Origin of the sequence: Rhizobium sp. SU303, assembly GCF_021052345.1 — a bacterium.
In the GTDB taxonomy this organism is placed as follows: Bacteria; Pseudomonadota; Alphaproteobacteria; order Rhizobiales; family Rhizobiaceae; genus Rhizobium; species Rhizobium laguerreae.
Genome location: NZ_CP088095.1, coordinates 4,961,566 through 4,974,229, shown reverse-complemented (window position 1 = coordinate 4,974,229; position 12,664 = coordinate 4,961,566). Strand labels below are relative to the sequence as shown.

The following is a 12,664-nucleotide window of genomic DNA, read 5'->3' as shown; positions in this document are numbered from 1 at the left end:
CCCCTATTTCCGGCGCGAAAGCGGCGGCAGGCGGCGCTTGACAGGTGAGGCTTTGATCATCGCGGTGTTGGTCTCCGCCCTTTCGGCGACCTTGTCGAGGATGCCGTCGAGGTCGGCCATGGAGCGGATGACCAGGCGGGCGATGAAGCAATCATCACCCGTCACCTTGTCGCATTCGATGATTTCGGGAATTTCCTGGATGATACGCTCGACGATGTGCAGCTGTCCCGGCAGCGGACGCACGCGCACGATCGCCTGCAGGGGATAACCGACGGCGGCGGGATCGAGATCGATGGTGAAGGCCTTGATGACGCCGCGCTCCTCCAGCCGGCGCAGGCGCTCGGCAGCACTTGGCGAAGAGAGGCCGACCTGCTGGGCCAGCTCTTTAAGCGAGATCCGCGCATTGCCGGCTAGCGCCTCCAGAATGGCCTGATCGATTTCGTCGAGCGATTGCACATCATTAGCCACGGCGACCAATTTTCCTCTTATGATTAGGTAGTTTCGATCAACTTCCTTCTTATCAATATATAAAATCGCCTCTCGCCGCAATATTCTTATGTCACCGAAATGGAGGCAATCATGGGCAGCGACATCAGACGAGGCACGGCGGAAATGACGGCAGCGATGCTGATCTCGGGAACGATCGGCTGGTTCGTCGTCATGTCGGGACAACCCGTCAGCGGCGTTGTCTTCTGGCGCTGCCTGTTCGGCGCGCTCACCTTGCTTGTCATCTGCGGCGCTCTTGGGCTGCTGCGGCCCGGTATCATCACGCTGCGTGCCTTCGGCATCGCCATTTTCGGCGGCATCGCCATCGTCTTGAACTGGCTGCTGCTGTTTGCCTCCTATTCGCATGCGACGATTTCGATCGCGACGACTGTTTATAACACCCAGCCCTTCATGCTGCTGGCGCTCGGCGCGCTCTTTCTCGGCGAGAAGATCACCGCGACCAAGCTGTTCTGGCTGGCGCTCGCCTTCGCCGGCATGATGGCGATCGTCCAAGGGAAGCCCGGTGCGGGCGGCGCTGCGTTCGACGGCTACGGCCTCGGCATCCTGATGGCGCTGGGTGCTGCCTTCTTCTACGCGCTTGCAGCGCTTGCCGCGAAATGGCTGAAAGGCACGCCGCCGCATCTGATCGCGCTCATCCAGGTCGCAACCGGCATGCTGATGCTGGCGCCGATGACGGATTTCTCCCATCCGCCGGGGGACGTCAGGTCCTGGGCGATCCTCGTTACCGTCGGTGTCGTCCATACCGGGCTGATGTATGTGCTGCTCTACGGCGCAATCCAGAGGCTGCCCACGCATCTCACGGGCGCCCTGTCCTTCATCTATCCGATCGCAGCGATCCTCGTCGACCGGCTGGCCTTCGGCCATGCGCTGCAGCCGATGCAGGTCGCCGGCGCGGCGATCATTCTCTTTGCCGCCGCCGGCATGAATCTCGGCTGGACGCCGCGGTGGCTGCGGCCGCGGGCGCTGGAGAGCTGAGAACCGGGCGGGCGTGGCAAGCACGCCTGGGCATGGCAAGCACGCCCGGGACATGCCGATATTATTTCTGCCCGCGCGTCGTTTCGAACAGGAACCAGGTGCGGCGCTCGGCCTCGTCGATCCAGTTTTCGATCAGGCTGGCGCTTGCGACATCATTATGCTCGTCGCAGAGGTCATGCACCTCGCGCAGCAGCGAAACGAGCTGCGCATTGTCCCCGCGCAGTTCCGACAACATGTCCTCGGGCGTGACGAAATCCGCGTCATTGTCCGAAATGCGCTGCTGGCGAGCAATCTGGCCGATGGAGCGCAGTGTCGTGCCGCCGATCTTACGGGCACGCTCGGCAATGTCGTCGGTCATGGCGAAGATCTGCTCTGCCTGTTCGTCGAGCAGCAGATGATAATCGCGAAAATGCGGGCCTGACATGTGCCAGTGGAAATTCTTGGTCTTGAGATAGAGCGCAAAGACATCGGCGAGCAGCGCGGTGAGTGCTGCCGAAATATCGGTGATGGCATTGGTCGGCAGATCCGAAGGCGTCTTCAGGGGCGCAAGTCTGGTCTTCTCGGCCTGTGTGGGGGACATCCGTTTTCTCCTTGGGTGACGAAGCGATATGGGGGACCTGATAGGGCGACGATGACATGTTGATGAAGACGGCCGTGACGATGAGTGCCCAGCGGAGTTCTTCACCGCAACAAATACGTGAGGCTCCCGGTTCTTCAAGGTCGTGGGCAACCGGCGAGCAAGCATTCTTGCCAGTCTGGCGAAGCATTCTCGCCGCTGATGCACCCATCAACGCCGGTGGATTGATGGTTGCAGGCACCGGATATAAAACAGCGGGGGAAAAGAAGGGAGCGCATCATGAGCCTTGCCGCCTTGTTGACCTATGCCGGAGCGCTGTTTATCGCCGCGGCCATTCCGGGACCGGGGATCACCGCGATTGTCGCACGCGCGCTCGGCTCGAATTTCCGCGAGACCTTCTTCATGGGTCTCGGCCTTGTGCTCGGCGACATGGCCTATCTGACAGCGGTCATTCTCGGCCTGGCCTTCGTGGCGCAAACCTTCACCGAAGTGTTCATAACAATCAAGATCGCCGGCGTCCTCTATCTCGGCTACATCGCCTGGAAACTCTGGACGGCGGGATTGTTGCCGCAGGATATCGCGGCGCGGAAATCCACCAATATCGGCCTGTCCTTCCTCTCCGGCCTGCTGGTGACGCTTGGTAATCCGAAGACGATGCTCTTCTATGTCGCCCTGGTGCCGACGCTGATCGATATCGGCAATATCGGCCTGCGAGACTATGCGCTCCTGCTCGCCGCCACCTTCGTCGTGCTGATCGTCGTGCTCGTGCCCTATATGCTGCTTGCCTCGCGAGCCCGCACGATGCTGAAGCAGCCGCGGGCCTTGCAGGCGCTGAACCGGGTTGCGGCCGGCATCCTCGCGGGCACGGCCGCCTTCATCGCCACGCGGGCCGCCTGAAATAAACATTCGGCAAGGACCGGTTTTCAAAGGTTATTTTCTCCGAGGACCGCCTCCCCGGGATGAACACGGGCTGGCCTAGACCGGCCTTTGACCCTATTCTCCTCCTCGATTTCAGAGACAGGATTTCAAAGGGAGGCACCCATGTCGCACAAGCCCGGCCGCGGCCGCATCTATTCCTCGATCACCGAGACCATCGGCGACACGCCGCTCGTGCGCTTCGACAAGCTGGCGCGGGAAAAGGGCGTCGTGGCGAACCTGATCGGCAAGCTCGAATTCTTCAACCCGATCGCCTCGGTCAAGGACCGCATCGGCGTCGCGATGATTGAAAGCCTCGAAGCCCAGGGCAAGATCACCCCCGGCAAGACGGTGCTGATCGAGCCGACCTCCGGCAATACAGGCATCGCGCTCGCCTTTGCCGCCGCCGCCAAGGGATACCGCTTGATCCTCACCATGCCGGAAACCATGTCGGTCGAACGCCGCAAGATGCTGGCGCTGCTCGGCGCCGAGCTGGTGCTGACCGAGGGACCAAAGGGCATGAAGGGCGCCATCGCCAAGGCCGAGGAACTGGCGTCCTCCCTTGACGATGCCGTCATTCCGCAGCAGTTCGAAAACCCGGCCAATCCCGAGATCCACCGCAAGACGACGGCCGAGGAAATCTGGAACGACACCGACGGCACGGTCGACATCGTCGTCTCCGGCATCGGCACCGGCGGCACGATCACCGGCGTCGGACAGGTGCTGAAGAGCCGCAAGCCCGAGATCAAGATCATCGCCGTCGAGCCCGCCGATTCGCCGATCCTCTCCGGCGGCAATCCCGGCCCGCACAAGATCCAGGGCATCGGCGCCGGCTTCGCCCCGAAGATCCTCGATACCGGCATCTATGACGAGGTCGTCACCGTGACCAATGACGAGGCCTTCGAACAGGCGCGCCTGGTTGCCCGGCTCGAAGGCGTGCCGGTCGGCATCTCCTCGGGTGCGGCACTGACCGCCGCAATCAAGGTCGGCGTCCGTCCCGAGAACGCCGGCAAGAACATCGTCATCATCATCCCGTCTTTCGCCGAGCGGTATCTTTCGACGGCGTTGTTCGAGGGGCTGGGGAGCTGAGGCAGGATTTGGCCGGGGCTTCCCCGGTCATTCAAGTTCGCAGAATATCGGGGCGCTTCGGCGCCCACCCCAGACTGCTGATGGAGTCGGCCCAGCTCCTCTTTCGTCATGCTCGGGCGTGTCCCGAGCATCTGCAGCCGGTTGATATGTAGCAGATCCTCGGCACAAGGCCGAGGATGACGCCGAGTAGAGAACGTGGCTGCGGATAAACTGTCGAGGCGCCTTCGACGGCCATTTTCGGTTGGCCCTCTGAGGCGGCTTTGTTTCCAATCGTGATGGCATCAAGACTACGGTGAGACGTCATGCAGGGGATCCAGTTATCACGAGGTTTCTATACCGATATCGTTCGGCCCTGGCTGAATGAGGTTGCGCCAGAGCTCCGCTATTCCGCAGCACTGATCGGCTATGGCTCGGAGCTACTCGGTTTTGACGATGACGTTTCCAAGGACCACAACTGGGGGCCACGCGTCCACATCTTCCTGGGCCGAGACGACTTCGGCAATTGTGCACGGCGACTGGTCGATGAATTTTCCAAAGTTGCGCCGGCTGACTATCTTGGGGAGCCTATTGGCTGGCGCAGCCGACCACATCCGCCGGCAAATGGCGTCGAGGCGGCAGGAGCGTCTGAACACGGACTGGAGTTTCATACGCTCGAAGCGCTATTGGAAGGCCACTTCGCCGTTCGGTCGGTCGAAAACCTCAACGCTCTTCAATGGCTGGGCTTTGCAGAGCAAAAGCTTCTCGCCTTCACATCAGGCGCCGTTTTTCACGATGACGATAGCCGCTTGAGCCAGACCCGTGATCGCCTGAGGTATTTCCCAGACGATGTGTGGCTCTATAAGATTGCGTGTCAGTGGCGGCGCATCGCTGAGGAGCAGGCATTTGTCGGTCGCGCAGGACAAGTTGGAGACGATCTGGGTTCGCGAGTCATCGCCGCGCGGCTGGTGCGGGACGTAATGAGAATGGGGTTCCTGCTCGAGCGACGTTACGCCCCCTATTCAAAATGGCTCGGCAGTGGCTTTGCCAGGCTTCCCATCGCAGAGCCCCTCCCGCCTCACCTGCAGCGGGCCTTACATTCGAGTGAATGGGCGGAACGAGAGGACGCGCTCGCTTCGGCTTACCAGGAACTCGCGCGCAGGCAAAATGCGATTGGCGTCGCCTCTTTCGAGCCAATCGTGGGTCCATATCATGACCGGCCATTTACGACCATCAACGCTGACGATACGGTAGAGGCCGCGCATTCAGCGATAACCGATGCGTGGATCAAACAGCTGCCGATTGTCGGCTCTTTGGATCAGATCAGCGACCTCACGCCCCTGCTTGAGGACGCCAAGCTCTCTCAAAGGATGGTGAGCCAGTTGGACAGCTGATCGCTCCGTCATTCGGAAAGCGTGCCATTCAGGCCTGCTGAACTCATTGGCGCCAACTTCTCTTTCGTCATGCTCGGGCTTGTCCCGAGCATCTGCAACCGATTGTTCCGGCAGATGCCAAGCACAATGCCGAGTAAAGGACGAGCTTGCCAACAAACTGTCGAGCGCTTCGCGCCTCTTACGCCGCGGCCGTCAGTCTCTCCCCAGCGATGCGGTAGGAGATGGCTTCGGCGAGATGAATGCGGCCGACGGTCGGCTTGCCGTCGAGATCGGCAAGCGTGCGACCGACCTTCAGCACGCGGTGGTAACCGCGGGCGGAGAATTTCATCTTCTCGGCGGCGTCGCGCAGCAGCTGCAGGCCGCTGGCATCGGGCTCGGCCAGTTTCTCGATCATCGCAGTCGAGCAGCGGGCATTGGTGCCGATGCCCTTTGCGCCGGTGCTTTCGAAGCGCTCCTGCTGGATCTCGCGGGCGCGGGCGACGCGGCGCGCGACGTCGGCGCTGGTTTCGGCCGCCATCGGCCGGATCAGATCGGCGGCGGAGACGGCCGGCACGTCGATGCGGATATCGATGCGGTCCATCAGCGGGCCGGAGATGCGGGCCTGGTAATCGCTCATGCAGCGCGGGCCGCGGGCGCAGGTATGGCCCGGCTCGCCGGCCATTCCGCAGCGGCAGGGGTTCATCGCCGCGATCAGCTGGAATTTCGCCGGATAGGAGACGCGGTGATTGGCACGCGCAATGACGCATTCGCCGCCTTCGAGCGGCTGGCGCAGCGCATCCAGCGCCTGCGGCGTGAATTCGGGAAACTCGTCGAGAAAGAGCACGCCGTGATGGGCAAGCGAGGCTTCGCCGGGACGGGCGCGCAGGCCACCGCCGACGAGGGCTGCCATGGTTGCGGAATGATGCGGGGTACGGAAGGGCCGGCGATCGGAAAGCTTGCCGCCGGAGAGCTGACCGGCGATCGAATGGACCATCGACACCTCCAGCAGTTCGGCGGCCGAAAGCGGCGGCAGGATCGACGGCAGCCTCGCCGCCAGCATCGACTTGCCGGAGCCGGGAGGACCGACCATCAGCAGGTTATGACCGCCGGCCGCGGCCACTTCGAGCGCCCGCTTGGCGCTTTCCTGGCCCTTGATCTCGGCAAGGTCCGGCAGGTTTGCGGCATTGGCGCGGATCGACGCTTCCGGCCTGGATAGGACCTGCGTGCCGCGGAAATGATTGGCAAGGGCGATCAGGCTGCGCGGGGCGAGAATATCGACCTCGGCGCCTGCCCAGGCGGCTTCGGCGCCGCTTTCGGCCGGGCAGATCAATCCCTTGCCGAGCGCATTGGCGCCGATCGCAGCCGGCAGCGCGCCTGATATGGCGGCGATCGTTCCGTCGAGGTTGAGCTCGCCGACGACGACAAAGTTCGACAGCGCATCGGCGGGAATGGCGCCGAGGGCGGCCATCAGGGCAAGGGCGATCGGCAGATCGAAATGCGAGCCCTCTTTCGGCAGGTCGGCCGGCGCCAGATTGACCGTCACGCGCTTCGCCGGCAGCGCCAGGCCGGAGGCGTGGAGGGCCGCCTGCACGCGCTCACGGCTTTCGGCCACCGCCTTGTCAGGCAAGCCGACGATCTGCATGCCGACCTTGCCGGGCGCGACCATGACCTGGACCTCGACCGGCACACCTTCGATACCCTGAAATGCAACCGTACTGACACGCGCGACCATATGCCCATCCCTTGTCCCGCAAACTCTTATACCGCCCCCGGCCGTTCAGGGCCAGCGGTTGCAATCTGGCATGGAAGCTGGAATAAAACAAGAACAATCAAAGAACATAGTCAGGCATCCGCTGTGACCTTGGTTGTGCTCGGTCGCGAGACCAAAACGGTCATGAGCAGCAGGCTCAGCCGCGCTTGCGCTGGATCGCGTCCCAAAGCAGGCTCGCGATATCGGCGCCGCCGAACTTCTTGACCTCGCGGATGCCGGTGGGCGATGTGACGTTGATCTCGGTCATGTAATCGCCGATCACATCGATGCCGACGAGCAGGAAGCCGCGTTCCCTCAGCGCCGGGCCGATGCGGCCGCAGATTTCCTGTTCGCGCGGCGTCAGTTCGGTCGCCTCGGCGCGGCCGCCGACATGCATGTTGGAGCGGCTGTCGTGTTCGGCCGGAACGCGGTTGATGGCGCCGGCGAATTCGCCGTCGACCAGGATGATGCGTTTGTCGCCCTTGCGGACGTCAGGCAGATATTGCTGGGCAATGAAGGGCTCGCGGAAGAGCTGGCCGAACATCTCCAGCAGCGAGGAGAGGTTGCGGTCGTCGCGGGTCGAATGAAAGACGCCGGCGCCGCCATTGCCGTAGAGCGGCTTCAGGATGATGTCGCCCATTTCGTCGCGGAAGCGGCGGATCTCGGCGGCATCCTTGGTGATCAGCGTCTTCGGCATCAGGTCGGAGAATTCGGTGACGAAGATTTTTTCCGGCGAATTGCGCACCCAGGCCGGATCGTTGACCACGAGCGTCTTCGGGTGGATGCGCTCGAGCAGATGCGTCGAGGTGATATAGGACATGTCGAAGGGCGGATCCTGGCGCAGCAGCACGACATCCATCGTCGCGAGGTCGATGCGCTCCGGCGCGCCAAGCTCGTAGTGATCGCCCTTGACGTCGCGCAGCACCATCGGCTCGACGCTGGCATAGAGCTTGCCGTCACGGAAGCTCAGGCGGTCGGGGGTATAATGGAAGAGCTTGTAGCCGCGCGCCTGCGCCTCCAGGCTCATGGCGAAGGTGGAATCACCTGCGATATTGATGCCGGCGACATGATCCATCTGGACCGCTACATTGGTGATCTTGGCCATTTCCATCCCTCGCTGAATGCCGGACAGATGTAGGTCGGCCAGATATCAAACGCAACGGTCAATCAAGGGCTTCAGGTCGCCGTTTTTCAGGCAGCGATGCCCTGGTTGCCGTTGTTGCGCAGTATGTTGCGGAGGCGGTAGGCGATGGCCAAGGGCTTCGGGAAGGGCTTGCGCAGGAAGGCGACCTTGCGGACGTAATTGTCGACCCGCCAGCTTGCCCAGGTCCCACCGGCGAAAAAGGCGACGTCGCCGGCGCGCAGGGTTCGTTCGGTGCCGTCCTCGGCGGTGATATGAACCTCGCCTTCGAGGATCATCACCGTCTCGTCCCAGCCGAAGCGCCAGCGGAATTCGCCCGCCGTGCAATCCCAGATCGCCGTCAGCGAGGCCTCGTCATGGCCGCGTGAATGTTCGGCGGTGCGGGCCTGCGGATTGCCGCTGACAATCCAGTCCGGATTGATCGGCGTGGATTTCAGCGGCAGCAGATCGCTCGCATGCGCGACGAAGGACTTTCCGGCCGGCTTCGCCACCGCATACGGCACCGAGCGCGCGGCCATGGCGACCGCACTTGCAAACATCAGCTTCCAGGCCATGAAACAACCCCCAATTGTTATCCCTACCGAGTCGATAGCAGAGAGTCGTAAGGACCTGGTTCAAGCGGGGACTAAAAGTTTAACGATCCGGAAATCCTATGGGGCGAAAGGAGGTCAGAAAGCATCAATAAAATGCCGCGGCAGCCGGCCGGGCATGATCGCCACGATATCATAACGTTGGGAAAGGCGGGCCTGATCCCCCTGGCGGGCGAGCCAGAGATCGCTTGCCGCCCGTATGCGCTTTTGCGCGGCGACAGAGACGGCATCGACCGCCGCGGCCTCGCCATGACGGGCCTTGACCTCGACGAAGACGGCGAGATCGCCCTTGCGGGCGATGATGTCGATCTCGCCAAGCCTGGTGCGGTGGCGCAGAGCCAGGATGCGATAGCCCTTCAGCATCAGGAAGGCGGCCGCGACATATTCCGACATGCGGCCCCGGCGCAGCGCCTTCCTTCTGATCGTTGCGAGATCATTATCGCCCATCGGCGTTCTTGATCTCCAGCAGGCGCTGATAGAGCACCTTGCGCGGCAGGCCGGTGAGGCGGGCGGCCTCGGTCGCGGCGCCTGCCGTCGGCATGGTCTTCGACAGGTCGGCCAGCATGGCTTCGACATCGGCCTCATCCGTCTCGACCGGCTCCGGCGGACCGATCACGAGGACGATCTCGCCCTTGACGTTTTCCACCTGCTGATAATGCGCGGCAAGGTCGGCAAGCGAGCCGCGACGGAACTCCTCATAGGTCTTGGTCAGCTCGCGGCAGACGGAGGCGGGCCGAGCGCCGCCCAGCACATCGGCGGCGGCCAGAAGCGTTGCGCCGATGCGATGCGGCGATTCAAAGAAGATCAGCGTTGCGGGTACTGCGGCAAGTTCACCGAGACGGTCGCGGCGGGCCTTGTCCTTGGCCGGCAGGAAACCGGCGAAAAGAAAGGCATCGTTCGGCAGGCCGGAGCCGACAAGAGCTGCGAGCGGGGCGGAGGCGCCGGGAATGGGAATGACGCGGTAACCTGCCGTTATCGCCTGCTGCGCCAGCCGATAACCGGGATCGGAGACCAGCGGCGTGCCGGCATCGGAAACCAGCGCCACCGAACGCCCGGCTTCGAGCGCCTGCAGCAGCCTTGGACCGGCCTCGTCGGCATTGTGCTCGTGATAGGCGAAGGGACGGTTCTGGATGCCGTAGCGGTCAAGCAGCACGCGGGTGACGCGCGTATCTTCGCAGGCGAGTACATCGGCGCCGGCCAGCGTTTCCAGCGCCCGCAGGGTGATATCGCCGAGATTGCCGATCGGGGTGGCGACGAGATAGAGCGCCGGCTTCAGCGGCCGCGCCGGCACCGTTGCATTGTGCAGGCGGAAGCTTCGCCGGCCGGCGGCGTCCGCTGTCGTTTCCTCATTCATGCCATTTGCTTTCGTCCCGCCGGCTCGTCGCCGGCATCGAAGCCTTTATGGGCGAGCCGCATCGCTTCGGCAAGGGTTCGGATTTCTGTGAGCATTGCTCTGGAAAACCGCAAATGCAGGGGTGCCGGCGTCCATGCCTCTTGCAAAGCAATGCTGAAGTCTGCCATTTTGCCCGTCCACTCCCCCGGCCTCAAGCCGGGACAGCATTCTTCGGGTGCTCGACGCGCCCGGACAGTCACGGTCGAAAGCGGTAGCATCCCATGCGTATTACTATTGAGCGGTCAAACCTGTTGAAATCGCTGAACCACGTCCACCGCGTGGTCGAACGTCGCAACACGATCCCGATCCTGTCCAACGTATTGCTCAAGGCCGACGGCCAGAAGCTCGACATGAAGGCGACCGACCTCGACCTCGAAATCACCGAGGCGACACCTGCTAGCGTCCAGCAGCCCGGCGCCACCACCGTTCCCGCGCATCTTCTCTACGATATCGTGCGCAAGCTTTCCGACGGCTCGGAAGTGCTGCTTGCCACCAGCCCCGATGGCGGCGCGATGACCGTGCAGTCCGGCCGCTCGAAATTCTCGCTGCAATGCCTGCCGGAATCGGACTTTCCGGATCTCACAGCCGGCACCTTCACGCATTCCTTCAAGCTGAAGGCGACCGATCTGAAGATGCTGATCGACCGCACGCAGTTTGCGATCTCGACGGAAGAGACGCGTTATTATTTGAACGGCATCTTCTTCCATACGATCGAGAGCAACGGCCAGCTGAAGCTCAGGGCGGTTGCGACCGACGGCCACCGGCTGGCGCGCGCCGATGTCGATGCGCCCTCCGGCTCCGAGGGCATGCCCGGCATCATCATTCCGCGCAAGACGGTCGGCGAGTTGCAGAAGCTGGTCGACAATCCCGAAACGATGGTGACCGTCGAGGTCTCCGACGCCAAGATCCGCATGACGATCGGCTCGATCGTCATGACCTCGAAACTGATCGACGGCACCTTCCCGGATTATCAGCGCGTCATCCCGACCGGCAACGACAAGGAAATGCGCGTCGACTGCACGAGCTTCGCACAGGCCGTCGACCGCGTCTCGACCATCTCCTCCGAGCGCGGCCGCGCGGTGAAGCTGGCGCTTTCCGAGGGGCAGCTGATGCTGACCGTCAACAACCCTGATTCCGGCAGCGCGACTGAGGAAGTCGCCGTCGGCTACGACACGGATGCGATGGAAATCGGCTTCAACGCCAAATACTTGCTCGACATCACCGCCCAGCTTTCCGGCGAGGAAGCGATCTTCCTGCTTGCCGATGCCGGCTCGCCGACGCTGATCCGCGACACGGCGGGCGACGATGCCCTCTACGTGCTGATGCCGATGCGCGTCTGAGCGGAACGAAGGCCGCCCATTGCCGTTTTTCCTCCTGTCAAAATGGAGGATCCCATGACCAAAAAGACGGGAGCGGTGCGCATCGGCATATCCGGCTGGACCTATGCGCCTTGGCGCGGCCAATTCTACCCGAAGGACCTGCCGCAAAAGCAGGAGCTTGCCTACGCCGCCCGGCACTTCCGGTCGATCGAGATCAACGGCACCTTCTACGGATTGCAGCGGCCCGAAAGCTTCGGCCGCTGGCGCGACGAGACGCCGGAGGATTTCGTCTTCGCGGTCAAGGGACCGCGCTTCATCACCCATATGCTGCGGCTGCAGGATATCCAGACGGCGCTCGCCAATTTCCTCGCCTCCGGCGTTTTGCGGCTCGGCCCCAAACTCGGGCCGATCCTCTGGCAATTCCCGCCGAACATGGTCTTCGACCCATCACTTTTTGAAAGCTTTTTGTCGCTGCTGCCGCACACCCGCGACGCGGCGATCGCGCTGGCGAAACGGCACGACTGGCACATCAAGGGACCGGCCTGGCTTACATGTGACGGGCATCAGCCGATCCGGCATGCGCTGGAGATCCGCCACGAGAGCTTCCGCTCACCCGCCTTCATTGAGATGCTGAGGCGCCACAAGGTCGCTCTCGTCTGCGCCGATACGGTGAAATGGCCGCTGCTGATGGATATTACCGCCGATTTCATCTATTGCCGCCTGCATGGCTCCGAAAAGCTCTATGTCAGCGGCTATGAGGACGAAGCGCTCGACATCTGGGCGCAACGCATCCGCGCCTGGGCCACTGGCGGGGAACCTGACGATGCGACACGGGTGCTTGCCCCTGTCCCGGCGCGCGCCAAGGGCCGCGACGTCTATCTCTATTTCGACAATACCGATGTGAAGCTGCGCGCGCCTGTCGATGCCGATCATTTGAGCCAAAGGCTTGCCGAGCTCATGCCGGATTCAGCGCCGAAAGCCGCATGAACTGTTGACGCCGATGTCCCTGTTGCGAAAATCCTTGTCCCTTAAGCGACAAGCGGCATATTAAGGCATTCG

The 12,664-nt window shown here is 62.6% G+C and carries 14 protein-coding genes; 6 read left to right on the top strand and 8 right to left on the bottom strand.

What is annotated here, in order from left to right; all coding sequences use genetic code 11:
- Window positions 1-3 precede the first annotated feature (3 nt).
- Entirely contained in the window at window positions 4-468 is a 465-nt protein-coding gene (locus RlegSU303_RS24390; RefSeq protein ID WP_131643962.1) for an Lrp/AsnC family transcriptional regulator, read from the bottom strand.
- 99 nt (window positions 469-567) lie between these two features.
- Between RlegSU303_RS24390 and RlegSU303_RS24385 the strand changes: the two genes are divergently transcribed.
- A complete protein-coding gene (locus tag RlegSU303_RS24385; protein WP_205913506.1) occupies window positions 568-1,482 on the top strand; it encodes a DMT family transporter in 915 nt (304 codons plus the stop codon).
- 61 nt (window positions 1,483-1,543) lie between these two features.
- On the opposite strand, the gene RlegSU303_RS24380 is transcribed toward RlegSU303_RS24385, so the two are convergent.
- Window positions 1,544-2,062 (bottom strand): Dps family protein, encoded by a 519-nt coding sequence (locus RlegSU303_RS24380; RefSeq protein WP_131643960.1) that lies wholly within the window; start codon window positions 2,060-2,062, stop codon window positions 1,544-1,546.
- Between the two features lie 276 nt (window positions 2,063-2,338).
- Between RlegSU303_RS24380 and RlegSU303_RS24375 the strand changes: the two genes are divergently transcribed.
- From RlegSU303_RS24375 to RlegSU303_RS24365, 3 genes are all read left to right on the top strand, one after another.
- Window positions 2,339-2,956: a LysE family translocator gene (locus tag RlegSU303_RS24375; RefSeq protein ID WP_131643959.1), complete on the top strand. Its 618-nt coding sequence runs from the start codon at window positions 2,339-2,341 to the stop codon at window positions 2,954-2,956.
- Between the two features lie 144 nt (window positions 2,957-3,100).
- Complete coding sequence (gene cysK, locus RlegSU303_RS24370) at window positions 3,101-4,063, top strand: cysteine synthase A (protein ID WP_020052580.1); 963 nt, start codon at window positions 3,101-3,103, stop codon at window positions 4,061-4,063.
- Between the two features lie 302 nt (window positions 4,064-4,365).
- Window positions 4,366-5,433, top strand: coding sequence for a DUF4037 domain-containing protein (locus RlegSU303_RS24365; protein ID WP_131643958.1), 1,068 nt, complete (start codon window positions 4,366-4,368; stop codon window positions 5,431-5,433).
- A gap of 178 nt (window positions 5,434-5,611) precedes the next feature.
- On the opposite strand, the gene RlegSU303_RS24360 is transcribed toward RlegSU303_RS24365, so the two are convergent.
- The 6 genes from RlegSU303_RS24360 to RlegSU303_RS24335 all read right to left on the bottom strand — a co-directional run bounded on the left by RlegSU303_RS24360 (window position 5,612) and on the right by RlegSU303_RS24335 (window position 10,414).
- A complete protein-coding gene (locus tag RlegSU303_RS24360; RefSeq protein WP_131719521.1) occupies window positions 5,612-7,144 on the bottom strand; it encodes a YifB family Mg chelatase-like AAA ATPase in 1,533 nt (510 codons plus the stop codon).
- A 175-nt stretch (window positions 7,145-7,319) separates the two neighbouring features.
- Entirely contained in the window at window positions 7,320-8,267 is a 948-nt protein-coding gene (gene gshB, locus RlegSU303_RS24355) for a glutathione synthase (protein ID WP_131719520.1), read from the bottom strand.
- Between the two features lie 86 nt (window positions 8,268-8,353).
- Window positions 8,354-8,857, bottom strand: a complete 504-nt coding sequence (locus RlegSU303_RS24350) for a cupin domain-containing protein (protein ID WP_131719519.1) — start codon at window positions 8,855-8,857, stop codon at window positions 8,354-8,356.
- A gap of 114 nt (window positions 8,858-8,971) precedes the next feature.
- On the bottom strand, window positions 8,972-9,340 hold the full coding sequence (locus RlegSU303_RS24345) for a YraN family protein (protein ID WP_131719518.1): 369 nt from the start codon (window positions 9,338-9,340) through the stop codon (window positions 8,972-8,974).
- The gene (rsmI, locus tag RlegSU303_RS24340; RefSeq protein WP_131719517.1) at window positions 9,330-10,247 is read right to left on the bottom strand and encodes a 16S rRNA (cytidine(1402)-2'-O)-methyltransferase; all 918 of its coding nucleotides are present in this window, start codon (window positions 10,245-10,247) and stop codon (window positions 9,330-9,332) included. Before rsmI ends, RlegSU303_RS24345 begins: the two co-directional genes overlap by 11 nt.
- On the bottom strand, window positions 10,244-10,414 hold the full coding sequence (locus RlegSU303_RS24335; RefSeq protein ID WP_165504064.1) for a hypothetical protein: 171 nt from the start codon (window positions 10,412-10,414) through the stop codon (window positions 10,244-10,246). Before RlegSU303_RS24335 ends, rsmI begins: the two co-directional genes overlap by 4 nt.
- A gap of 93 nt (window positions 10,415-10,507) precedes the next feature.
- Here RlegSU303_RS24335 and dnaN point away from each other — a divergent pair, with 93 nt between their 5' ends.
- A complete protein-coding gene (gene dnaN / locus RlegSU303_RS24330) occupies window positions 10,508-11,626 on the top strand; it encodes a DNA polymerase III subunit beta (RefSeq protein ID WP_131719516.1) in 1,119 nt (372 codons plus the stop codon).
- 54 nt (window positions 11,627-11,680) lie between these two features.
- Window positions 11,681-12,592 carry a DUF72 domain-containing protein gene (locus RlegSU303_RS24325; RefSeq protein ID WP_131719515.1) on the top strand — a complete coding sequence of 304 codons (912 nt, stop codon included), beginning with the start codon at window positions 11,681-11,683 and terminating at the stop codon, window positions 12,590-12,592.
- Window positions 12,593-12,664: the final 72 nt, after the last annotated feature.

Excerpts from the sequence above, each read along its gene's own strand:
- RlegSU303_RS24385 (WP_205913506.1), top strand. The coding sequence starts at position 568 with ATGGAGGCAATCATGGGCAGCGACATCAGACGAGGCACGGCGGAAATG.
- RlegSU303_RS24380 (WP_131643960.1), bottom strand. The coding sequence starts at position 2,062 with ATGTCCCCCACACAGGCCGAGAAGACCAGACTTGCGCCCCTGAAGACG.
- RlegSU303_RS24375 (WP_131643959.1), top strand. The coding sequence starts at position 2,339 with ATGAGCCTTGCCGCCTTGTTGACCTATGCCGGAGCGCTGTTTATCGCC.
- cysK (WP_020052580.1), top strand. The coding sequence starts at position 3,101 with ATGTCGCACAAGCCCGGCCGCGGCCGCATCTATTCCTCGATCACCGAG.
- RlegSU303_RS24365 (WP_131643958.1), top strand. The coding sequence starts at position 4,366 with ATGCAGGGGATCCAGTTATCACGAGGTTTCTATACCGATATCGTTCGG.
- RlegSU303_RS24360 (WP_131719521.1), bottom strand. The coding sequence starts at position 7,144 with ATGGTCGCGCGTGTCAGTACGGTTGCATTTCAGGGTATCGAAGGTGTG.
- gshB (WP_131719520.1), bottom strand. The coding sequence starts at position 8,267 with ATGGCCAAGATCACCAATGTAGCGGTCCAGATGGATCATGTCGCCGGC.
- RlegSU303_RS24350 (WP_131719519.1), bottom strand. The coding sequence starts at position 8,857 with ATGGCCTGGAAGCTGATGTTTGCAAGTGCGGTCGCCATGGCCGCGCGC.
- RlegSU303_RS24345 (WP_131719518.1), bottom strand. The coding sequence starts at position 9,340 with ATGGGCGATAATGATCTCGCAACGATCAGAAGGAAGGCGCTGCGCCGG.
- rsmI (WP_131719517.1), bottom strand. The coding sequence starts at position 10,247 with ATGAATGAGGAAACGACAGCGGACGCCGCCGGCCGGCGAAGCTTCCGC.
- RlegSU303_RS24335 (WP_165504064.1), bottom strand. The coding sequence starts at position 10,414 with ATGGCAGACTTCAGCATTGCTTTGCAAGAGGCATGGACGCCGGCACCC.
- dnaN (WP_131719516.1), top strand. The coding sequence starts at position 10,508 with ATGCGTATTACTATTGAGCGGTCAAACCTGTTGAAATCGCTGAACCAC.
- RlegSU303_RS24325 (WP_131719515.1), top strand. The coding sequence starts at position 11,681 with ATGACCAAAAAGACGGGAGCGGTGCGCATCGGCATATCCGGCTGGACC.